The organism is Rhizobium sp. 18065, assembly GCF_902706095.1.
GTDB lineage: Bacteria > Pseudomonadota > Alphaproteobacteria > Rhizobiales > Rhizobiaceae > Allorhizobium.
This window is the reverse complement of record NZ_CACSJP010000005.1, coordinates 83,113-104,902: the sequence shown is the minus strand read 5'-3', so window position 1 is coordinate 104,902 and position 21,790 is coordinate 83,113. Positions and strand designations below refer to the sequence as shown.

Below are 21,790 nucleotides of genomic sequence, written 5' to 3'. Positions count from 1 at the left end.
GGCCTCTCGGGGTTGTCGCTGTGGACGTCATAAAACTGTCATAAAAGACGGTGCGGCTGAATGAAACCGTTGAAACTGGGCAAATGCTCCGCTCAGATGAGAGATCTGGGGATGAACACGAAAAAAGCGGCCGTTTCCGGCCGCTTTCTGTCTGAGGCTTGATCTGCGGACTATTCGGCCGAAACGCTCTTGCCGTCTACCCACTTGTAGACGGAGAAGCTCTGCGATGTCAGGTCGCCGGTTTCGCCATAGGTCAGCTTGCCGATGGCGGTGGGGATTTCCTCGCCGGACTTCAGTGCGGTTGCTACTGCCTCCGCATCGTCTGCACTGCCAGCCCTGGCGATGCCGGCGGCGATGACTTCGACTGCCGCATAGGCGTTCAACGTAAAGGCCTCGGCCGGGATGCCCTTGGTGGTCAGGGCGGAGGCTGCAGCCTTGCTATCTTCGTTTTTCAGGGCGTCGGCTGCATTGGTGTAGATCGTGCCTTCTGCCGCCGGGCCGCCGACATTGATGTATTCGTTGTTCGACAGACCGTCGCCGGCGATCAACTGCGCCTTCAGGCCGACATCCTGCATCTGGCGGACCAGCAGGCCGGCTTCCGGGTGATAGCCGCCAAAATAGATGACGTCGACATTTTCAGCCTTGAGGCGGGAGATCAGGGCACTGAAATCCTTGTCACCTGCCGTCAGTGCGTCGTTGAAGACTTCGGTGACGCCGCCGGCATTGAGGGAAACCTTGAAGGCGTCGGCGAGGCCCTTGCCGTACTGTCCCTTGTCATTGAGGATCGCGATCTTCTTGTCCTTGAAATTGGCCAGGACAAATTTCGCAGCCACTTCGGCCTGCTGGTCGTCGCGGCCGCAGGTGCGCAATACAGTGGTGAGGCCACGGGCTGTCAGGTCGGGTGCAGTCGCAGTCGGGGTGACCATCAGCGTGCCGTTCTCCGCAAAAACGCTGGAGGCGGGAACAGCAACACCGGACGTGACCGGACCAACGACAAAACGAATGTCTTCGCCAATCAACTGGTTTGCAGCCGAAACGCCCTGCTTTGGTTCGCCGGCATCGTCGGCAATCTTGAGGATGAGCTGTTCGCCATTGACGCCGCCCTTCTTGTTGATTTCCTCGATTGCGGTCTCGGTGCCGTTCTTGATCTGGGCGCCGATAGCGGCGAGCGGGCCGGTGAGCGGCGCCATCAGGCCGATTGTGATGTCGGCGCGAGCCGCGGGGGCTGCTGCCAGCAGGGCAGCGAAAGCTGCGCCGGCGAGAAGTTGAAACTTCATGTCTGTCTCCTTGGGTTCGGCGTGCCGATCTGCGTCGGTTTTCGCGCCATTCGGGTTACTTTGTTTCGTCCCAGTGAGAACCGGTCTAGCGAAAAACCGCTCGGGACAAAAGCCCGGAAGCAACCAACGCCCGCTTCCGGCCCACTTGTCGAGACGCTGCGGTCGCTGCGGTCGGGCCAATTTCTCTGGCTTTGACTTGGGGCTGGCAGCGTAACGCAAAAGGGGGAATGCGCTCGGCGTTCGCTGCATTGAGCGAGATCGCCTGAAAAAAGTAGCCGGTCACAAAATGGCGACACGCTCTCCGAACGGTGTGTCTTCGTCGAAGTTCTGGGTGCCGATGCGTTCGCTTTCGCCGGACAGTCTCGGTGGTTGCCCAGTCTCCTCGGTCTCATCGAATGATCCCAGGGGCTCGCTCCACTGACGCGCATGGGAATGCTGCTCATCAGGATCGATATCGCCGTCCTGTTGCTTGCGACGGGCAAGCTCTTCGACAGCTATCTTGTGCAGTTCCAGAAGGTCGTCGTTGATCTTCGATTGCCGAGCGGCGACCCAGGCGTTTTCGGAGTCAGACCGAATATTCAAAGTCTGGCTGATCTGGGTCGGCACGGATTGGTCGGCTCTGGATATGCGAGTGACTGGGTCTACCACGGACTTCTCCTGATGGGACCTGTCCGCTGCCGTGATGCCGATGACCTGATGTCAAAGGCGAAACGGCTTGCGGACTGCTGCGCTTCAACAACCGAGCCCTTTGCTGTCATCTGCAACAGGAGCGGTCGGGCGACTCTTACCCCTTGAAGATAGGGCGCCAGGCGTCGTCGTGCAAGGCGGGGGCTTTCAACCGCGTTTGGAGCCAGTGCACTCTCACTGTCGTTGGAACAAAAAAGCGGCCGATGGCGGCCGCTTTTTCAAACACTGCAAAAGCGGTGCTTCAGATGTTCTTCATCAGCACCTTGCGGAGCTTGTCGAACAGTTCGTCGATTTCAGCCTTGGTGATTATCAGCGGCGGCGAGAGCGCGATGATGTCGCCGGTGGTGCGGATCAGCAGGCCATCATTGTAGGCCTGCAGGAAGGCATTGAAGGCGCGCTTGGTCGGCTCGCCGTCGATCGGCTTGAGTTCGATCGCGCCGATCAGGCCGATGTTGCGGATGTCGATGACATTCGGGCAATCGCGCATCGAATGCAGTTGTTCTTCCCAGTAGGGGGCGAGCTCGTTGGCGCGGGTGAGCAGGCCTTCTTCCCTGTAGGTGTCGAGTGTGCCGAGCGCTGCCGCCGACGCAATCGGGTTACCGGAATAGGTATAGCCGTGGAAAAACTCGATCAGGTGTTCCGGCCCGTTCATGAAGGCGTCGTGGATCTCGCCGGTCACAAAGACGGCGCCCATCGGGATGACGCCATTGGTCAGGCCCTTGGCGGTGGTGATGATGTCCGGCTTGACGTCAAAATACTGGGCGGCAAAAGGTGCGCCGAGGCGGCCGAAACCGGTGATGACTTCATCGAAGATCAACAGGATGCCATGCTTGGTGCAGATCTCGCGCAGGCGCTGCAAATATCCCTTCGGTGGGATGAGTACGCCGGTGGAACCTGCCACCGGCTCGACGATCACGGCGGCGATGGTCGAGGCGTCATGCAGGGTGACAATGCGTTCCAACTCGTCGGCGAGCTCGCCGCCATGCTCCGGCATGCCCTTGGAGAAGGCATTCTTGGCAGGAAGGTGGGTGTGCGGCATGTGGTCGACGCCGGTCAGCAGCGTGCCGAACATCTTGCGGTTGGTGACGATGCCGCCGACCGAGATGCCACCGAAATTGACGCCGTGGTAACCGCGTTCGCGGCCGATCAGCCGGGTGCGCGATCCGTGGCCTTTGACCCGCTGGTAGGCGAGTGCCACCTTCAATGCCGTCTCGACGGATTCGGAGCCGGAATTGGTATAGAGAACATGATCCATGCCTTCAGGGGCGAGATCGACCAGCCGGTTGGCCAGTTCGAAGGCTTTCGGATGTCCAAGCTGGAATGCCGGGGCGTAGTCGAGTTCGCCAGCCTGTTCGCGGATCGCCTCGGTGATCTTCGGGCGGCAGTGCCCGGCGTTCACGCACCAGAGGCCGGCGGTGCCGTCAAGCACCTGACGACCGTCATGGGTGGTGTAATACATATCCTTGGCGCCGACGAACATGCGCGGCTCCTTCTTGAACTGGCGGTTTGCCGTGAACGGCATCCAGAAGGCGCGCATATCGTTGGGCGTGGCATTGAGGCGATTGGACATTCTGATCTCCATGGCGAAGTCTCGATGGGGCCATATCCCATCGGGCGAAGCGGGCGCCCTGATAATTTGATCGCGTGGTCAAATTATCAGGGCGCCAAGACGCGTCAAGGACCATCACAAAAGGTCATGGATGCTACCGGTTTCGGTTGCGCATTGGCGGTGGCGATCTCGTGCCGCGAAAGTCCCATGTCAATCTGAGTTTGGCGATCGCTGACGGCGGCACAAAAACAAACCCCGGCAAAGGCATCGGCCTCGGTCGGGGTTTGTTTGTCGTCCAGTGACGACGGCGTGCAATCGATTGCCGTTCGTCGTCGAGTTTTTCAGGCTGCCTTGATGCGTTCGCTGCCTCGGCAGCTCCTCCCAAGCGCTATGACATTGCGATCATGGCAGCGCTGTCATCAGGCGGCAGACTTGCTTGCAACCGGGCCGCAATAGATGCTTTCGAGTGTCGAGAGGATCTTGATGACCGATTCCGACGTGCTCGAATAGTAGATGGTCTGCGCGTCGCGACGGGTCTTGACGAGCTTCTGGGCGCGCAGCTTCGAGAGATGCTGCGACAATGCGGACTGGCTCAGGCCAACCTGCGATGCCAGAACACCGACTGGAACCTCGCCTTCAACAAGGCTGCAGAGGATCATCAGACGCTTCGGATTGGCCATGGCGGACAGCAAACCGGCGGCAACAGTCGATTGTTCGGACAATGCTTTCGTTTTCATCTTTTTTAACTTTCCTTTTCGAGCGCCTTGGGGGAAGGCAGTCGTTGAAAATCCGTCATTTGGCTTATCCGAGAACTTTATCAGTACCGATCAAATTGTATATGCCTAAATTTAAGGTACGGCGTATGCTGAATTAGGTAACTCTAAAAACAGTTGTTCTTGTGTTTCAATGGTTCCTGCGAATTCGTGACGAATGAGCAAGTCTTTGTAAACAATATCAATTCCTTGCGAATCAAAGCTGCAAAACGACCATTTTCCGGATGGTGCCTTGTGCAGGTCGGTAGCGATTTGCGAGGCTAGATTTGGGAAGCGCTCCCCTAAATCTAGTAGTGTCTTCTGCTCATTTTTGAACAAGTTTCCGCTGGGTTGGCCAATGATAAAATCATCTTCGCTCAGATGATAGGCACGCCCGAAGCCGCCGTTCAGGCTGGCAGTGCGCGGTACGAGACGAAAGAAACGAAAGTCCGGGAAATCAATGTAAAGTGCTGATTTCGGGTGGCGGGCGAGGAAACGGGTGCGCAGTCGCACATGGTTTTCGCTGTCGCGCTCCACGGCTTCGGCCAGGCACTGAATGCTCAGCCGCGCATAGGCCAGCGGATCACCCTTGCCGGGTTCCCCGGTCAGGAGGGACGTGCGGGGATCAGCCGACAGTGCCTTGGTATGGGCCGATAGACCGGAGACGAGAATGACGGCTGCGCCGTCGATGTCGCTGCCGAGCAGCACCCGACTGACGGACGGAAAACGGGTTTCGGGGTCGATCACGCCGATGGCGGCGAAACGCGCGCCGCGCAGCAAAATGCGCGCCTGGCGGCGCGCATCATTGTCGGTTTCACGAATCACCGATGGTTTGTCTGGCATAGTGTCCTCTTGCGCGCCGAATGCCCCGAAAGGTCGAAAGAACGCGGCGCGGAAGGGTTCAGGCTCTTCTGCGATGTTTGGTCAGTCCACTCACCACATCCTGGGCGCTGATCGTGCCGATCACGGTGCCATTGTCAACAACGCCGATCGTCCCAGGTTGACGCGCTAGCGCGTCGAGGATCTCGACCAGGGGTGTCTGCGGCTTGGCTGTTGCTGTGACCGCAGCGGCTCCGTCGGTGATCCCTGAATGCATCACGTCGGCGGCGGTCAGCATGTTGATCGGGTTCATGTTCTGCACGAAGTCGGCGACATACTGGTCGGCGGGGTTCTGGACGATCTGCTGCGGCGTGCCGCACTGGATGATCCGGCCGCTCTCCATGATGGCGATGCGATTGCCGATGCGGAAGGCCTCGTCCAGGTCGTGGCTGACGAAGAGAATGGTCTTCTTCAGGCGTGACTGGAACTCCAGCAATTCGTCCTGCAGTCGGGTTCGGATCAGCGGATCGAGCGCCGAGAAGGGTTCATCCATCAACAGGATCGGGGCGCCCGTGGCAAAGGCGCGGGCGAGACCGACACGCTGCTGCATGCCGCCCGACAATTCGTTGACCTTGCGGTCGGCCCATTTGGTCAGGTTGACCAGTTCCAGCTGCTCGGCGACCATCGCCTTGCGTTCGGCATCCGGAACGCCTGCAAGTTCAAGCCCGAAGCCGACATTGTCGGCCACCGTGCGCCAGGGCAGCAAGGCGAACTGCTGGAAGACCATCGAGACGGTGTGCATGCGCAGATCGCGCAGCGATTTTGCCGAAGCCTTGTAGGGATCGACCTGGCCGGTCTCGGTGCGCACGCTGACATTGCCGCGGACGACCGGCGCAAGGCCGTTGACGGCGCGCAGAAGCGTCGATTTACCGGAACCGGAAAGGCCCATCAGGACAAGGATCTCGCCCTCCTTGACCGCGAGCGACGCGCCGGCGACGCCGAGCACCAGACCGGTTTCCGCACCGATTTCATCGCGGGTCTTGCCCTGGTCTACCAGAGCGAGCGCCTTGTGTGGCTGGTCGCCGAAGACAATGTCGACATTGCCGAAGATTACTGCGTCGGTCATGCGCCATCCTCTGCGTTTTCAGTTCTGAACATCCGGTCGAGGATGATGGCGAGGATGACGATGCACAGGCCGGCCTCGAAACCTCTGGCGATGTTGACGGTATTGAGCGCCCGCACGACAGGGACACCCAAACCGCTGGCGCCGACGAGGGCGGCGATGACAACCATCGACAGGGACAGCATGATGGTCTGGGTCAGACCCGCCATGATCTGCGGCATGGCGAACGGCAGTTCGACCTTGCGCAATACCTGGGTTGGCGTTGCACCGAAGGCCTGAGCGGCCTCGACCAGCGAGGGTGGCGTGGAAATCACGCCGAGGCGGGTCAGGCGGATCGGGGCAGGGATGGCGAAGATCACCGTGGCGATCAGGCCCGGAACCATGCCGAGGCCGAAGAGGATCAGTGCCGGGATCAGGTAGACGAAGGTCGGGATGGTCTGCATCAGGTCGAGAACGGGTCGCATGAAGGCATAGATCCACGGGCGGCGGGCGGCCGTGATGCCGAGCGGGACGCCGATCAGCATGCTGACGCCGGCAGAGGCGAGGACCAGGGCCAGCGTTTCCGTGGTCTCTTTCCAGTAGCCCTGATTGTAGATCAGCAGCAGCCCAAGACAGGTGAATGCGGCAATGCCGATCGAACGCCTGAGAAACCAGGAAAACGCCGTGAACAGGAAGATGAGCACAAAGGCGTTCGGCCATTGCAGCACGAATAGAAGCGCGTCGATCGCGGCGGACAAAACGGTGGAAAGCCAGTCGAAAAACCAGTCGGCATTTGCCGTCAGCCAGTCGACGAAGTCTTTCGCCCAGTTGCCCAGCCGCAATTTACCGCTGGAATCAATAAGCCATTCGGGGAGCCAATTCACGTGCTGACACCTGCCTGATCACATAACACTATGGGCGGAAATGAAAGCGGGCCGGAGTGACCGGCCCGCAGTTTCATCAGAGGCCGAGGGCCGCCTTGACAGCCGGCAGCGCTTCGCCACCGTCCCGTGTGGTGACGCCAGCGAGCCAGGGCTCGATCGCAGCGCCATTGGCCTTGAGCCAGGTGGTTGCGGCGACCTGCGGATCCTCACCATCGTTGAGGATCTTGCCCATGATCTGGTTTTCCATATCGAGCGAGAATTTCAGATTCGAGACGAACTTGCCGACATTCGGGCACTCGGCAACAAAGCCGGCGCGGGTGTTGGTGTAGACAGTCGCGCCACCGAAGTTCGGGCCGAAGGTGCTATCGCCGCCTGTGAGGTAGGTGAGTTCGAACGAGGAGTTCATCGGATGCGGAGCCCAGCCGAGGAAGACGACCGGTTCGCCGGCCTTTTCGGCGCGAGCGACCTGCGCCAGCATGCCCTGCTCGGAGGATTCGACGACTTCGAGGCCGCCCATGCCCATTTCATTCTTTTCGATCAGGGTCATGACCAGACGGTTGCCGTCATTGCCGGGCTCGATGCCGTAGATCTTGCCGTCGAGTGCATCCTTGTGCTTGCCGATGTCGGCGAAGTCCTTGATGCCGAGTTCTGCGCCCTTGGCATTGGTGGCGAGCGTGTATTTCGCGCCTTCCAGGTTTGCGCCGAGCGATTCAACGGACTTGTCGTCGAGGTAAGGCTGCACGTCTTTTTCCTGGGCCGGCATCCAGTTGCCGAGGAAGACATCGATGTCCTTGTTCTTCAGTGACTGGTAGGTGACCGGAACGGACAGAACGGTGATTTCCGGCTCGTAGCCGATGGCTTTCAGAACGACGGCTGCCGTTGCCGTGGTTGCGGTGATGTCGGTCCAGCCGACGTCCGAAAAGCGAACCTTTGTACAGCTATCCGCATCAGCCGCATTGGCGGGTGTCAGGCCGAAAGCCATGACGGATACGGTCGCAGCAAGAGCGGTACGGTAGAAATTGAGTTTGGTCATGATCAGGCTCCCGTTTTTTATTAAGTTCCCAAGTCAACAGTTATTAAACCACAATTGCAAGCGGGCCCGTTGCGTTTGCGTCGCAGTGCCCTCCCTGTTTGCGACGCAAGAAGCTTTTCTTGGCGGTGGCAATTCAAGGGGCCTCTCGGATCGGTAAAATTCGGCAGCCTGATTGATTGCAATCGAGGTGCTTTCGGCATTTCAATGTAGCTTCACCTGGACCGCTCACGCGGCGGCCAAGTCGAATGCCAATGGGGATGATTACTGATGAATAGAGCTTTCAATCTGATGTTGGGTTTCGTGCTGGCGATGCCTGTTTCGGCTTTGGCCGACGGTGACCCAGTTGCCGGTGCAGCCGCGTTCAAGGCCTGTCAGGCCTGTCACACCGCGACGGAGGCAAAGAACAAGGTCGGCCCGAGCCTTCAAGGCATTGTCGGACATCCGGTCGCCACCGTCGCGGGCTATAAATACTCCAAGGCAATGACCGATTTCGGTGCGGGCAAGGTCTGGGACGATGCCTTGCTGGCCGAATATCTGAAAGCGCCCAAGGTCTTGATCAAGGGGACAAAAATGGCGTTTGCCGGGGTCAAGGCCGACGGGGATATTGCCAATATCATCGCCTATCTGAAAGATCCGGCAGCCGCCGGACAATAGCCGCCAATTCGCCACCTGGGATCCGTCCGATCGCATTCCCGCACTGTTTTCCACTCGCGCCCCTTGTTCGGTGCGGGTGGCCATCCATATCCAGTTGGAAACTTTTGTGGATGTGCAGTGCGATGCTTCCGCAACCTGTGAATTGCGTTATGGTCGGCACATATCGGGACGGCACAGGCCGTCGGGGTCGAAAAGGGAGACGACATGGCTACGTTGCAATCGTTTGACAGCGAGATCGAGAAAACCCGTACGATTGTCGCCGACATGCGCGGCAAGATCGACCAGTCCGGGGCACTGCTCGACAGCTTCGCCAAAAGCGATGCCAAGATCTCCGACCAGAATTTCGATATCGAGAACGCCCGTATCGAGGACGTGATCAAGCAGCAGAAGACCATGGAGGCGAATATCGCCGACCTGATAATCGGGCTTGAGGACGCGACCAATGTGTTCGGCAGCGAATTCGAGAGCATGAAGAGTTTCACCGGCTTCGAAAAGTTCGTCGGCATCTTTTCGCGCCAGCGTTCGCAGCGCATGCGTACCGAACGGGTGCGCAACATGTCACTGGCCGGCAATCTGCAGGATCTCCTGTCGAAGTCGGACAGCATTGTCGGCATCCTGAAGGAGCAGCGCGCGGTGCTCGATACGCGCTACAAGAGTTCGGAAGCCAGCCTGATCGAGGTGATCGAACGCCGCAAGGTGACGATCGACAATCTGGAGGCGACGCAGAAGCGCATCGAGACGCTCAATCCGATGTTGCTCGATATCGAAAACAAGATTGCGGCCTCGACCGAGCAGTCGCAGCGGACCGATCTGGAGGCGGAGCGCTCGAAGCTTGCCACCGAATACAACCAGGCGCAGGCACGCGAACAGGAGCTCCTGGCCGAAAGCCAGACACTGGAGCGCTACACGTCGATGTTCCAGACCTTCGTCGATTCACTCAACAACCAGATCGCGGCGCAGAACACGCTGATCAACAAACTGACTATCGATACCGAGCAACGCATCGTGCTCTACAAGGCGCTGGAGGATTCGCTGAAAACGGCAGCCCAGCAGGAGGTCGCCCACCGGATCAACACGCTCGGCAGCCAGGTGGATACCGCCGCGGAAGAGACCATGGCCGGGATCGGTGCGGCCGCCCAGCGTCATATCGGCGATCTCCTGGAGCTGCATGAGAAGAACATGCTGTCGACGCAGGACATCCAGCGCCGCAAGAAGCTGGCCGACGAGGCATTTGCCCGGCGGTTCCAGAGCGTGCTCGACAAGCACAATTCGGCCAACTACGTGAAGCCGTGATGCCTGCGGCTTTAGTCTCTTCTGCACAAGGGCAGGCCTTCTTCGTCGCCGTGATCGAGGCACCCCGATGAACGACACGGCAAGCAACACGGCGGTTGCGCAGTATTTCTCCACCATGGCGGCAGCGCTTGGCGGCCTGGATATCCATTTCGGCAATCCGGATGCCCGGCTGGCCGACAATGGCCCTTCCGCGTCGGTGCTGTTGCCTTACATTGACCGCCTGCGCAATTCGTTTGCCTGCTGGCAGAACCGCATCGGATTTAGCGAGCAATTCCGGGTGTCGCGGGCCGAGAGCGGATTTCCGGTTTTCCAGAACGTGCTGGAACTGGAAAACGACCGGGCTGGTGCTGCCAAGCGGCTCGCGACCATTCCGGCTGCGCGGTCGCTGCGCGAGGAGATGGTCGATTTCATCCTGCGGCAGAAGGAGTTTCCCACTGCATTGCAGACGCAGATTGCCGAGCGACTTTATCTGGAGCAGATCGGCAAGGGAGAGATCTTCTCGCCGCTCGTCCTGCCCGAGACGATCGGCGTCACCGTCAACCCGGCAAGCCGCAGGCCGAGCTATCTGGTCACCTGGGCCGCCTTTGACGGCACAAGTACGCTGCCCATGGTCTATGTGGCGACGATCGAGGATTCGTCCGAAAATGTCGTCAAGCTGCTGGTGACCGACGAGGGCGGGTTGAACAGCGATATGGACATTCCGCTGCCGGTCGGCGGGCTGCTCAATCCGGAACTGGCACGTCTGTTCGATGACTTCGTGACCCGCAACGCCGCCTATTCGCTGACGCCGGCGACCATTGCCACGAATATGGACCGGGATTTTCCGACATTGCATCCGAAATCCGTGCGGCGCATCGTTCTCGGTCCCTTCTACTCATCCGGCATTACCGAGAATGCCGGGCGGGTGAACGAGATCCTGTCCAAGGTGCGCAAGCCGGAAAACGCCTGGGTGATGACCTGGACGGTGCAGGAGGTGTTTTCGAAGCGCGAACAGCCAGCGCAGAAGGGGTTCTTTTCGTCAGCGCCCGCCGTTCAGGAGTTCCATATCGAAACGCATGACCTGGAAGCGGCGCGCATGGGCGTTTCCTCTTATGAGAAACACGCGCTTGTGCCGCATGACGCCTATCAGGCGCTCTATGCTTCGGGTGAGGCAAAGGCGATTTTCGGCAATTTCAAGGTGCATGTAATTTCCGGCAACCAGATTGTGAGCGAGGTCTGAGAGATGAGCGAATTGAGCGCCGGACTGACCACGCTGCATGAAGCCGATATCGCCAAACATCTGGCGGTGGCGCAGGGACTGATCACCCGCGTAATTGTCCTGGATGCCGGTGACGGTGCATCCTCAGCTCCGATCGCCGGCACCAACCGGCGCTTCGTCTCGACGGTGTCCACCGGTTCGGTGCGGCGGACCCGCGAGGTCGAGCTGGTCAAGACCATTCAGGCGGCAGGTGGCGATCCGCTTCTGACGCCGGCGCAGCATACGGTTCTCTACCGCGTTCGGCGCGGTGCGCAGATTGCGCTTGCGATTGCCGATGTCTTTGCCCGCCAGACCGAACTGGAAAGCCTGCAGGCGCGCAACCTGACGGCGCCGCTGCAGGGCGAGGATGCGGGACGCTTCAAGGCGCTGCTGTCATCATCGGCCTATGTCGCCACATTCGCCTTTGCCGCTTATCTGCTTTCGACGGTTTCCGGCGAGAGTGCGGAAGCAAACGGCATGCGCGAGCCGGATTTTCTCTTCGATACGGCGCAGGGTGGCTTGAAAAGCATGGTCGCCGGGCTTGATGGGGCGCTGGCTGGAGCCGGTGACGATGCGACGGTGATTGGCCGTTGCCGCGCCTTCGCGCAGGTGGCACTTGATGGGCTCCTGTCGCGCAAGGCCCGGTTCGAACATCTTGGCGTCTTCGAGACCAGTCATATACGCGTCGATCAGGATGACTTCACGCTGGACGGTTTTGATGCAGCGCCGGGACCGAAGCGCAAGCCGCTGTCGATGACCTTCAAGAAACCGGAAGAGATCATCGGCAACCACATCGCCAAATATCAGGCGCTGAAGCTTGCCAAGATGCTGATGGCCTATGATTTCGACCGGCAGATGAACCCGTTCGTCGAGCTTGGCGGTTTCCTCTTCACCTTCATCGGCGACGGCATGCCGGGAACAGGCAAAACGATCCTGATCCAGATGCTGGCCGGCCTGCTGAACGACTACTGCCAGGTGGCGGGTTATGCCTTTCACTACGAGAATTTCGGCGTCGACCAGATCTCGTCCTACCAGGGCAAGTCGGGGCAAAATGCCAAGAGCTTCGTCAACAAGGTGCTGAACCCGCGCGTTATCGGCTTTGGCACGGTCGACGATGTCGATCAGGTGACCGCCAAGCGCTCGGATGACCGGGCATCGTCCGGCCAGCATGAGGTGACGGCGGTGCTGATGGAGAGCTTTGCCGGTGCCTCGACCGTGGTGCGCGGCAATTCCACCTTCGGCATGTTCTCCAACTATCCGGAAAATGTCGACGACGCGCTGCGCCAGCGCGCCGGTGCCCGCTGGCTGGTCGATGGGCCTCAGTCGCGGGAAGACTATATCGACATCTTCTCGCTGCTGATCGGCAAGAACCATGACATCGCGCTCGGCGAGCACGCATTGTTTGCCGGCCAGGAAATCACCAAGGCGGTGTCGCGGTCCTACGGCGAGCATGACCGACCGAAGGAAGACGGGCTCGTCGCGGTCTGGGAGCGCTACGAGAAGGCGCATGGCCGGATCACGACGCTTGCCGATGTCGGCGCCTATCTGCACGAGATCAAGCTGGCCGAGCCGCGCTTCACCGGCCGGGCGATCAAGAACATTACCGATGCGGTGAAAATGCGGGCGATGGATGTCGAATTGCCGGACGACTGGTTCGTCGCTCCGGATGCTTTCATGCACAAGCCGTATGACGAGAAGAAAGCGATGATCGCCGCGTTGCGTGGTCCTGTGACGATGGAAATGATCTGCCAAGAGATCAACCGCTACGCCGACAGCGAATTCCGCTATGCCGACAAGTCGGACGAGGCAGCGGTCAACGAGATCATCCGGCGCGAAAGGCAACGCGAGCGCGCGATCGGGGAGATCGAGCGGATGAAGCAGGACGGGAGTTGGGATGCATGAACCGCCTGCTCGAAGCTGAACTGATCTATGGTCGTCTGCTGCCGATTGCCGAGCCGCATCTGATCGCGCGCTATAACAAGGCGCTTTCCGGCTTCGGGTTGCCGGAAACCAAACTGAGCGAATTCGACATCGACATCACTGGGTTTTCGCCGCAGGTCGCGGCCGAACTCAATGATCCCGATTATCTTGATCCGGGCAAGGTCAACCGCCGCTTTATCATCATGACGCCGGAGCAGGACAGTCTGCCGGTGGTGCATACCAGTTTTTCCAATACCGCCGGCCTGATGCATGAGTTCTATGCCGCCAATGCCAAGGCGATCAATGCGGTGACGATCCGTGATGCAATCTACGGCGAGATCGAAGACAGCGTCGCGGAGGTGCGCACGCTCGAAGACCTGCTTTCAATCAACGAAGTGCGTTTTCGGGTCATGTCGGCGGAAGACCTGCTCGGCAAGGCCGGCGAGTTGCGCCAGTTGTGCGACCGGTTGACCACGAGCAATGATGCCTGGCGTGATGACGCGTTGCTCAATCGCATGGTGGATCTGGCCAAGCAGACCGGAGACATAAGGCAGAACGTGCTGGTGCCGGACAAGGTGATCTTTCGCCATGATGCCTTCTGGGCCAATCATTTCGGCGGCGTCTTCGTGTTTGTCGATGACAAGATCACCACGGTGATCTGCGATCCGTCGGCGCCCGGGTTTCGACGTTCCCGGCCATGGCAGGTCAGCTATATCCCGATCACCGACAAGGCGCAGATCTTCGATTTTCTGGCGAAGAGCGGACGGATCGAGTTGCCCCGCGCAAGCTGGGTGGAGGCATCCGGGCTCCTGGCGCACCGGGCCGAGATGGCGGTGCTTTCTGTCGCGGCCGGACAGTCTCCTGTGCCGGATCTTTCCCGCATCGATCCTGTGTGGCTGCAGACCTTCCTGCATCGCAATGCCCGCGCTGTTGCAGAGGACGGGGTCTATCCCCTGTTACAGGAGGCTCAAAGAGCCCTTGCCAGGAGCGGCAGTCTGCGCGTCGCGGATATTGCACCCGAGCACCGGCTGTGGCTGGTGCGGGCCGATCCAGCCCATCCAGACCAATGGCTGACCAATCGGCTGATTTCCCGGCTGACGCCCGCCGATTTCGTCTCGCGCTTTGTCTTCGACAAGCAGGGTTTCTATCAAGCCTATGACGGTTTTTCCGATGGCTTCCGCGAATACGTTGTATCACGGCTCACGGACACTTATCTGCGGGACAAGGCCGCCTTTCGAAAACGCCTTTTTGGCATAGGAGACGACAACAATGCTTGATCCGATCATCGCGTTCTTTCAGCGCGTCTTCGCCGCAATCGGTCGCGGGATCGGCATTGCGATCGCCGGATTGTTGTGGCCATTTCTGGCCGCGCATGGCTGGTATCAGCGCCGGAGCTGGCTTGTTCGCGGGCCGGTGCTGGCAATCGTCCTGCTGTTCATCGTCTTCTACGGGCTTTTGATCTGGCGCACTCAGGTCTGGTATGGCTTCGACCCCGGCTTCGTGCAGGCCTACAAGCTCGAAGAGCGTACCGTTGCGGCAGGCGTGGCGCTGCCCGACCAGCCGAACCGTTGCCAGAATTCGTCGCTGGTAACGATCGCTGCCGATCTGACCGACATGAACGTCAACCAGAATGTCTGGATTTCCTCGACGCTGCTCTACAAGACGGGACTGTTCGGGGTGGACTGGGACAATACGCCGTTCTTCGACAACAAGGCGTCGTTCCAGCGAGGCGTCAATCAGGTGGTCCGTCGCACCGCGATCCAGCTTGCCGACAATCTCGGTCGCGTGCGCGGAACGTCGGGTATCAACAGCGATCTGCAGAATGCACGCGGCAATATCCAGTTCGACGAAAGCACCTGGTATTTCGGCACCGATCCGTTCGGCTTCAAGACGCCGACGCCGAGCTACTATCGCGCGGCGGTGCAAAGCTTCCGCCGGTTCAATGCGTCGCTGGAGAACTGCGAGGCCGTGTTCGATGCCCGCGCCGACAATCTGCTGCAGCTGCTCGACGGCATGGCGAGCGATCTCGGCAATACGTCCGACATCCTGCGCCGCCGCTCCGAGGAGTTCAATGCTGGCTGGTTCGACACACGCGCCGATGACCGCTTCTGGTTCTCCTTCGGCCAGCTCTATGCGCAGAATGCGCTTTTGCAGGCAGCGCGTGCCGATTTCGGCAATGTCATTCGCGAACGGAATCTGGGTACTGTGTGGGCCGAGATGGAGCGTCAGCTGCAGGCGTCGCTGAGGATCCAGCCGGCGATCATTTCCAATGGTCGCGAGGACGGCTGGATCATGCCGACCCATCTGGCCACAATGGGCTTCTACATCCTGCGGGTCCGCTCGAACATGGTCGAGATTCGCGCCATTCTCGATCGCTGATCGGATATTCGGCAGTCAATAGAATAGGAAGAAGGCCCGGTCACGATGCCGGGCCTTTTGCATTTCCGTCAATCTTCAAGGTTGGTTAGCTGATGATCTTCATCCGGATCGCCTTGGCGACCAGCTGGGTGCGGTTGACGCAATCGAGCTTGCGGATCGCATTGGTCATATAGGCGTTGACCGTATGATCCGAGAGCGACAGGATCTGGCCGATCTCCAGTGAGGTCTTGCCCTGGGCGGTCCAGCGGACAACTTCAAGTTCGCGTGCGGACAGGACATTGGTGGTGCTGGCGGTGCGACGCAGGCGGTCGAAGACGTCAAAGGCCTGAATGCTGATCATCGACAGCTCGTTCAGTTCCGGCTGTGCGAGTGGTCCCCGGCGGCCGTCATAGCGAACCATCTGGCGGCTGCCATCGATCGACGAAGTCTGGAACATGACACCCATCAGCAGGCCATAGCGATACATCAGCTCGCACATTTCCGGCGGACAGTCGAAATCCGGCGACTTTCCGTCCGATCCGATCGTCCAGGTCTTGTGCATGATGGTTCGCGAGACATGCGACGTCAGGGGGCAGAACTTGAGGAAGCCTTTGCGATCGAATTCGCGCACAAATTCGGACGGTATGGTGCTTTCATGGACCAGATTTCCGAGCAGCTTGTCCTGGAAGGTTGGCACATTGGTGACCGTCACATGGTCTAGCTCATATTCTTTTGCCACCCGGTGCCAACGCAACATGAGTTCGGCGCGGCTCTGACAGCTCCCGATTTCGTCGCCCAAGAGCATCTGTCGTTCTGGCAGCATTTTTGATATTTTCGAAAGTTGATATCTGTTCGTAAGTTATCCCACAAATATATCAGTCGTGCCGAAAAGCTAGCACTTTTTGGAGGGGTATTGGTATTAATATGACTAATTCCTCACTGCTGCCACTTGAATTGGCGAGACTCTGTTTCCTTAGGTTTTACACGGTTAAAGCCGCTCTGTGGTCGCATGTGCTCCGGCACAGCATTGGTATGATTTGGCCGTCCGCCTCGTTGTGGCAGAATCGGTTGCGCGCAGATCTGCGCGTTGCCCGCGGGACCATCGGTCCTGCGTCGGAACCCGGGCATGTGGCGGTGCCCGCATTCCTGCGTGACTGTGGTCGCAAAAGGCTGCGCGGGAGGTTTTCGTGTTGCTCGGATGCGTTGTTGAACGGCGATCAATCCTTGTCGGGATAGTCGCCCTTCTTCTTGTTCATCAGGACTTCGAGATAACCCAGCATGACGGCCGAGACGACGAAGGTGAGATGGATCAGGGTGAACCACATTAACTGGCCGTCGGTGTATTTTGTCGCATTCAGGAAGATTTGCAGCAGATGGATCGATGAGATGGCGACAATCGAGGAAGCGACCTTGATCTTCAGGCTGCCGGCATCGAGCTTGCCGAGGAAGGAGACCTCGTCACCGGCGTTGTCGAACCGGCTGACGAAGTTCTCGTAGCCGGAAATCATCACCATCACGATCAGGCTTGCGACCAGGGCCGCATCAATCAGGCTGAGCATCGCGAGGATCATTTCAAACTCCTCGTAGGCAAACACGTTGCTGGCGATCTTGAGGAATTTGTAGCCGAAAGACAGCGCATAGATTGCGAGTGCCGCAACCAGGCCGAGATAGAACACGACCAGGATCCAGCGGCTCGAGAGAATGATTTTTTCGATGACCAGTTCCAGCGATTTCATGGCGACCTCGGCAAGCTTTGGATTTCTCCTGACTTAGCCGATGCAAGGCTTGCCGGACAAGGGTGATTGTTTAAACAGGGCATTCGGACAACCGGGCCTTGTCGATGATACGAAGTGCCGCGCGCGGACGGTGCCGATACTGGTCGTGGTGTGGCTGCGCCAAAATAGTCAGGGTTGCGGGCTTGCAACGATTGCATGGTGGGCCGATCTTCGGCCGCAAAACAGATGTGAGGAGACGGAAACTTGACGATCTTGTCCGATATCGAAATTGCCCGTGCGGCGAAAAAGCTTCCGATCCAGGCCATCGGTTCCAAGATCGGCATTTCGCCGGATGACCTCATCCCCTACGGCCACGACAAGGCAAAGATCTCGGCCGCTTTCATCGATGGACTTGCGGCGCGGCCGGACGGCAAGCTGATCCTTGTCACGGCGATCAATCCGACGCCAGCCGGCGAGGGCAAGACGACGACGACGGTCGGGCTCGGCGACGGGCTGAACCGGATCGGCAAGAGCGCGATCACCTGCATTCGCGAGGCCTCGCTGGGGCCATGTTTCGGGGTCAAGGGCGGGGCAGCCGGTGGCGGATATGCTCAGGTCGTGCCGATGGAAGAGATCAATCTGCATTTCACCGGCGATTTCCACGCCATCACCTCGGCGCACAATCTGCTGTCGGCACTGATCGACAACCACATTTATTGGGGCAATGAACTTGGCATCGACACCCGGCGCATCACCTGGCGGCGGGTGATGGACATGAACGACCGGGCTCTGCGCCAGATCGTGTCTTCGCTGGGAGGCGCTTCCAACGGCTATCCGCGCGAGACCGGATTCGACATTACCGTGGCGTCCGAAGTCATGGCCATTCTGTGTCTTGCGACCGATCTCGACGATCTCGAACAGCGGCTGGGCAATATCATCATCGGATATCGCCGCGACAAAAGCCCGGTTTTTGCCCGCGACCTGAAGGCCGACGGCGCGATGACGGTTCTGCTCAAGGAGGCCATGCAGCCGAATCTGGTGCAGACGCTGGAGAACAACCCGGCCTTCGTGCATGGCGGTCCCTTCGCCAATATCGCGCATGGCTGCAATTCGGTGATTGCCACGAAGACGGCGCTGAAGCTCGCCGACTATGTGGTCACCGAGGCCGGTTTCGGGGCGGATCTCGGGGCGGAGAAGTTCTTCGACATCAAATGCCGCAAGGCAGGCTTGCAGCCGGCCGCAGCGGTGATTGTCGCGACCGTTCGCGCGCTGAAGATGAATGGCGGTGTCGGCAAGGAGGAGCTTGGTCGCGAGGATGTGCAGGCTGTGACCCGCGGCTGCGCCAATCTTGGGCGCCACGTGGCGAATGTGCGCAAGTTCGGCGTGCCTGTCGTCGTTGCCATCAACCATTTCGTTTCGGATACCGATGCCGAGATCGAGGCGGTGAAGGATTATGTCTCGCATCTCGGCGCCGATGCGATCGTCTGCCGCCACTGGGCGGACGGTTCGGCCGGCATCGAGGAGCTGGCGCGCCGGGTGGCGGAAATGGCCGATAGCGGTGGTTCGCATTTCAAACCGCTTTATCCGGATGCGCTATCGCTGATGGAGAAGATCGAGACCGTTGCCTCGAAAATCTACCATGCCGGCGAAGTGACCAGCGACAAGGCGGTGCGCGACCAACTGCGGAACTGGGAAGAGCAGGGTTATGGGCACCTGCCGGTGTGCATGGCGAAGACGCAGTATTCGTTCTCGACCGACCCGACCCTGCGTGGGGCGCCGGAGGGCCATGTCGTGCATGTCCGCGAGGTTCGCCTGTCGGCCGGCGCCGGCTTTGTCGTGGCGATCACCGGGGAAATCATGACCATGCCCGGCCTGCCGCGGGTGCCGTCGTCGGAGAAGATTTTCCTCAACGACCAAGGCTATATCGAGGGGCTGTTCTGAGGCTCCATGTCCTCCGCCCATGCTCTCAGCCACCTGTCCTAAATGACTGTGATATTTTTGCCGAGACCGATGTGGTCATAATACATGATTAAAAGAATCATGTATTATTTCTTGACATAAACAATCATGTTTTATACGGCGTAAATGAGGCGACCGGTTCTGGTCGCCGCCATTTTGACGCAATCCCATTTGGCCAGTCCGCGCAGCATGACCTGCGCGGGAACGATCCGTCGTGGCCGCTGAAAGGAACATCGCATGGGTTTCCGGTCTCTCCGACCTGCATTGCTCGCCTGCACCGCACTCGCGGTGATTACATTTGCCATTCCGGCTCAGTCGCAGGAGGCCGCAGCGACGGCCGACAATGGTGATACCCAGCTGAGCACGATCGTGGTCAAGGGCAAGCGCGGAGCAAACAAGACACTCGTTTCCGACAGCCCGCAGGTCAGCCAGAGGACGGCAGAGGATCTGCGGCGGAACCAGATCAACAGTTTCAGGGATCTTGGCCGGTCGCTTGAGCCGGGCGTTGATTTCGTCAAATCCGAGGGTGGCGTGACGATCCGCGGCCTGGGCGGTCCACGCGTCCTGACGACGATCGATGGCATCCCGCTGCCCTATCTCGACAATTTTGCGCGACGCGGTGGTCCCGCCACCACGACGAACGTTGCCGGCGGCAGCGACAGCTTTGATTTTTCGTCTATCTCGACACTTGATGTTCTGCGCGGTTCGGACTCGAGTCGTCTGGGTTCCGGCGCGCTGGCCGGCGGTATCGCTCTGCGTACCCTTGAGCCGGAAGACCTGATCGGTGAGGGCAAGGACTGGGGCGGCATGGCGAAAGCCACGTTCGACAGCGAAGATATGAGCTTCGGTGGCTCGGCTGCGGTTGCCAAGCGCATAGAGAACACCTCCGTTCTCTTCCAAGGCACCTACAGGCGGGGGCAGGAGCGGCAGAACCAGGGAACGGTCGATGCGATCGGTGCAGCACGCACCGAGGCAAATCCTGGAGACTTCAACCAGAACAACCTGCTTTTCAAATTGCGGCAGGAACTGGAGGGAGGCCACACGGTCGGTCTGACGGCGGAGCGCTATCGCTACAATTCCGATACAGAACTGAAGACACTGACGGGCGCCACCACAGGTTCCAGCAGGATCTGGGCCGTCGGCGAATATGACGGGTTCGATGACACGGCGCGCGACCGCGTTTCGCTGGACTACAGTTTCCTCAACCCCGCTGAAGATGCCGTGGTGCAATCCGCTCGATTGTCCGTCTACTGGCAGGAAACAACCAAGAACGCCGGCGCGACCGGACGTCGTGTGGGGGCCATTGCCGGGCCATGGCTGCGTGACAACGAATTGCAGGAAAGTGCCATCGGTTTCACCGGCAATGTGGTGAGCGAGTTCAATACCGGCAATCTGACGCACGAATTAACGATCGGCGCCGATGGTGCCTTGCTCGATACGAGCCAGTTCGTGACCGGCATCGACGCCTGCACACTCGGCACAGTGACAGCCGGTTGCTCGAACCTCAAGTCGAACCAGTCCGACATGCCAGACGTCGACGGCAAGAAGTTCGGTTTCTACATCGACGACAAGATCTCGATGGAAAACAGCGCCTTCTCGCTGACGCCGGGCATTCGCTTTGATTGGTATGACTACGAACCCAAGCTGACGGACGCCTATGCCATCAACAACGGCTATCTGAAGGCTGGTCTTCCCGAGAGCAGCGATGGCAGCCGCCTCAGCCCGAAGCTGCTGGCCAGCTACGATCTGACCGATGAGGTGCAGGTCTATGCCCAGTGGTCGATGGCCTATCGCGCGCCGACGGTAAACGAACTCTATCTCGACTTCGTCAACACCGGATATGCCGTGGTCGGCAATCCGGAGCTTGAGGCGGAAACGTCGAACTCGTTCGAAATCGGCAGCAAAGTCGAATTCACCGATTTCGTCGCACGTTTTGCCGCCTATCACAGCCGCTACAAGAACTTCATCGAACAGACGACCACATTCGGTGACCCGACCTATGGCATGCTGACGCAGTACAACAACCTGAAGCATGTGGATATTTCCGGCTTCGAATTCAGTCTGCGCAAAGACTTCGACAACGGTCTCTTCGTGCATGCCGGCGGTGCCTATGCCTACGGCAAGGACAAGGACGCCGACAGCTATCTTCGCTCGGTGGCCCCGTTCAAAGGCGTGGTCGGCTTCGGTTTCGAACAGCAGACATGGGGTACGGATCTCAGCCTCATTGCCGCGGCCGGCATGCGTGATGATGGTCTGGCAACGACCTTTGATGCGCCGGGCTACGGTGTGGTCGATCTGACCGCGTGGTGGGAGCCCGAGCAAACAAAGGGCCTGCGCATCCAGGCTGGCATCTACAATTTGCTCGACAAGACCTATTACAATGCGGTCAGCATGAAAGACTTCAACCCGACCACGGTGCCGGGCACCGGCAACACCAACCAGCCGATCGAGTATTACTCCGAACCCGGCCGGACCTTCAAAATCTCGTTGACGCAGAAGTTCTAAGTCTTGCTTCGGCGGGGGTAAGGGAAGGGCGGCGTCTTCGGACGCC

General features: G+C 59.3%; 18 protein-coding genes. 8 read left to right on the top strand and 10 right to left on the bottom strand.

The window, feature by feature from the left end; all coding sequences use genetic code 11:
* Positions 1-170: 170 nt before the first annotated feature.
* From GVK95_RS13590 to GVK95_RS13555, 8 genes are all read right to left on the bottom strand, one after another.
* Complete coding sequence (locus GVK95_RS13590) at positions 171-1,277, bottom strand: branched-chain amino acid ABC transporter substrate-binding protein (RefSeq protein WP_159950483.1); 1,107 nt, start codon at positions 1,275-1,277, stop codon at positions 171-173.
* A 279-nt stretch (positions 1,278-1,556) separates the two neighbouring features.
* Positions 1,557-1,925, bottom strand: a complete 369-nt coding sequence (locus GVK95_RS13585; RefSeq protein ID WP_159950481.1) for a hypothetical protein — start codon at positions 1,923-1,925, stop codon at positions 1,557-1,559.
* Between the two features lie 280 nt (positions 1,926-2,205).
* A complete protein-coding gene (locus GVK95_RS13580; RefSeq protein WP_159950479.1) occupies positions 2,206-3,534 on the bottom strand; it encodes an aspartate aminotransferase family protein in 1,329 nt (442 codons plus the stop codon).
* Between the two features lie 398 nt (positions 3,535-3,932).
* Positions 3,933-4,250 (bottom strand): metalloregulator ArsR/SmtB family transcription factor, encoded by a 318-nt coding sequence (locus GVK95_RS13575; protein ID WP_007603362.1) that lies wholly within the window; start codon positions 4,248-4,250, stop codon positions 3,933-3,935.
* Between the two features lie 111 nt (positions 4,251-4,361).
* On the bottom strand, positions 4,362-5,108 hold the full coding sequence (locus GVK95_RS13570) for a pyridoxamine 5'-phosphate oxidase family protein (RefSeq protein ID WP_159950477.1): 747 nt from the start codon (positions 5,106-5,108) through the stop codon (positions 4,362-4,364).
* A gap of 58 nt (positions 5,109-5,166) precedes the next feature.
* Positions 5,167-6,210 (bottom strand): choline ABC transporter ATP-binding protein, encoded by a 1,044-nt coding sequence (gene choV / locus GVK95_RS13565; protein ID WP_007603369.1) that lies wholly within the window; start codon positions 6,208-6,210, stop codon positions 5,167-5,169.
* The gene (gene choW, locus GVK95_RS13560) at positions 6,207-7,070 is read right to left on the bottom strand and encodes a choline ABC transporter permease subunit (protein ID WP_159950475.1); all 864 of its coding nucleotides are present in this window, start codon (positions 7,068-7,070) and stop codon (positions 6,207-6,209) included. Before choW ends, choV begins: the two co-directional genes overlap by 4 nt.
* A gap of 76 nt (positions 7,071-7,146) precedes the next feature.
* Positions 7,147-8,103 carry a choline ABC transporter substrate-binding protein gene (locus tag GVK95_RS13555; RefSeq protein ID WP_159950473.1) on the bottom strand — a complete coding sequence of 319 codons (957 nt, stop codon included), beginning with the start codon at positions 8,101-8,103 and terminating at the stop codon, positions 7,147-7,149.
* 267 nt (positions 8,104-8,370) lie between these two features.
* Here GVK95_RS13555 and GVK95_RS13550 point away from each other — a divergent pair, with 267 nt between their 5' ends.
* The 6 genes from GVK95_RS13550 to GVK95_RS13525 all read left to right on the top strand — a co-directional run bounded on the left by GVK95_RS13550 (position 8,371) and on the right by GVK95_RS13525 (position 15,586).
* Positions 8,371-8,757 carry a cytochrome c family protein gene (locus GVK95_RS13550; RefSeq protein ID WP_159950471.1) on the top strand — a complete coding sequence of 129 codons (387 nt, stop codon included), beginning with the start codon at positions 8,371-8,373 and terminating at the stop codon, positions 8,755-8,757.
* 204 nt (positions 8,758-8,961) lie between these two features.
* Positions 8,962-10,050 (top strand): hypothetical protein, encoded by a 1,089-nt coding sequence (locus tag GVK95_RS13545; RefSeq protein WP_159950469.1) that lies wholly within the window; start codon positions 8,962-8,964, stop codon positions 10,048-10,050.
* A 67-nt stretch (positions 10,051-10,117) separates the two neighbouring features.
* Positions 10,118-11,269 (top strand): hypothetical protein, encoded by a 1,152-nt coding sequence (locus GVK95_RS13540; protein WP_159950467.1) that lies wholly within the window; start codon positions 10,118-10,120, stop codon positions 11,267-11,269.
* Between the two features lie 3 nt (positions 11,270-11,272).
* Complete coding sequence (locus tag GVK95_RS13535) at positions 11,273-13,189, top strand: AAA family ATPase (RefSeq protein WP_159950465.1); 1,917 nt, start codon at positions 11,273-11,275, stop codon at positions 13,187-13,189.
* Positions 13,186-14,484 (top strand): DUF6638 family protein, encoded by a 1,299-nt coding sequence (locus GVK95_RS13530; protein ID WP_159950463.1) that lies wholly within the window; start codon positions 13,186-13,188, stop codon positions 14,482-14,484. Before GVK95_RS13535 ends, GVK95_RS13530 begins: the two co-directional genes overlap by 4 nt.
* Positions 14,477-15,586 (top strand): DUF2333 family protein, encoded by a 1,110-nt coding sequence (locus GVK95_RS13525; protein WP_159950461.1) that lies wholly within the window; start codon positions 14,477-14,479, stop codon positions 15,584-15,586. Before GVK95_RS13530 ends, GVK95_RS13525 begins: the two co-directional genes overlap by 8 nt.
* 85 nt (positions 15,587-15,671) lie before the next feature.
* On the opposite strand, the gene GVK95_RS13520 is transcribed toward GVK95_RS13525, so the two are convergent.
* Together GVK95_RS13520 and GVK95_RS13515 are read right to left on the bottom strand one after the other, a co-directional pair.
* Positions 15,672-16,322: a helix-turn-helix transcriptional regulator gene (locus tag GVK95_RS13520; protein ID WP_280178074.1), complete on the bottom strand. Its 651-nt coding sequence runs from the start codon at positions 16,320-16,322 to the stop codon at positions 15,672-15,674.
* Between the two features lie 460 nt (positions 16,323-16,782).
* Positions 16,783-17,301: a TIGR00645 family protein gene (locus GVK95_RS13515; RefSeq protein WP_159950459.1), complete on the bottom strand. Its 519-nt coding sequence runs from the start codon at positions 17,299-17,301 to the stop codon at positions 16,783-16,785.
* A gap of 243 nt (positions 17,302-17,544) precedes the next feature.
* Here GVK95_RS13515 and GVK95_RS13510 point away from each other — a divergent pair, with 243 nt between their 5' ends.
* The gene (locus GVK95_RS13510) at positions 17,545-19,221 is read left to right on the top strand and encodes a formate--tetrahydrofolate ligase (RefSeq protein ID WP_159950457.1); all 1,677 of its coding nucleotides are present in this window, start codon (positions 17,545-17,547) and stop codon (positions 19,219-19,221) included.
* A 255-nt stretch (positions 19,222-19,476) separates the two neighbouring features.
* A complete protein-coding gene (locus tag GVK95_RS13505) occupies positions 19,477-21,744 on the top strand; it encodes a TonB-dependent hemoglobin/transferrin/lactoferrin family receptor (RefSeq protein WP_159950455.1) in 2,268 nt (755 codons plus the stop codon).
* The last annotated feature ends 46 nt before the right edge of the window (positions 21,745-21,790 follow it).

Excerpts from the sequence above, each read along its gene's own strand:
- GVK95_RS13570 (WP_159950477.1), bottom strand. The coding sequence starts at position 5,108 with ATGCCAGACAAACCATCGGTGATTCGTGAAACCGACAATGATGCGCGC.
- GVK95_RS13530 (WP_159950463.1), top strand. The coding sequence starts at position 13,186 with ATGAACCGCCTGCTCGAAGCTGAACTGATCTATGGTCGTCTGCTGCCG.
- GVK95_RS13550 (WP_159950471.1), top strand. The coding sequence starts at position 8,371 with ATGAATAGAGCTTTCAATCTGATGTTGGGTTTCGTGCTGGCGATGCCT.
- GVK95_RS13580 (WP_159950479.1), bottom strand. The coding sequence starts at position 3,534 with ATGTCCAATCGCCTCAATGCCACGCCCAACGATATGCGCGCCTTCTGG.
- GVK95_RS13525 (WP_159950461.1), top strand. The coding sequence starts at position 14,477 with ATGCTTGATCCGATCATCGCGTTCTTTCAGCGCGTCTTCGCCGCAATC.
- GVK95_RS13540 (WP_159950467.1), top strand. The coding sequence starts at position 10,118 with ATGAACGACACGGCAAGCAACACGGCGGTTGCGCAGTATTTCTCCACC.
- GVK95_RS13590 (WP_159950483.1), bottom strand. The coding sequence starts at position 1,277 with ATGAAGTTTCAACTTCTCGCCGGCGCAGCTTTCGCTGCCCTGCTGGCA.
- GVK95_RS13575 (WP_007603362.1), bottom strand. The coding sequence starts at position 4,250 with ATGAAAACGAAAGCATTGTCCGAACAATCGACTGTTGCCGCCGGTTTG.
- GVK95_RS13535 (WP_159950465.1), top strand. The coding sequence starts at position 11,273 with ATGAGCGAATTGAGCGCCGGACTGACCACGCTGCATGAAGCCGATATC.
- choV (WP_007603369.1), bottom strand. The coding sequence starts at position 6,210 with ATGACCGACGCAGTAATCTTCGGCAATGTCGACATTGTCTTCGGCGAC.
- GVK95_RS13505 (WP_159950455.1), top strand. The coding sequence starts at position 19,477 with ATGGGTTTCCGGTCTCTCCGACCTGCATTGCTCGCCTGCACCGCACTC.
- GVK95_RS13555 (WP_159950473.1), bottom strand. The coding sequence starts at position 8,103 with ATGACCAAACTCAATTTCTACCGTACCGCTCTTGCTGCGACCGTATCC.
- GVK95_RS13545 (WP_159950469.1), top strand. The coding sequence starts at position 8,962 with ATGGCTACGTTGCAATCGTTTGACAGCGAGATCGAGAAAACCCGTACG.
- GVK95_RS13515 (WP_159950459.1), bottom strand. The coding sequence starts at position 17,301 with ATGAAATCGCTGGAACTGGTCATCGAAAAAATCATTCTCTCGAGCCGC.
- GVK95_RS13520 (WP_280178074.1), bottom strand. The coding sequence starts at position 16,322 with ATGTTGCGTTGGCACCGGGTGGCAAAAGAATATGAGCTAGACCATGTG.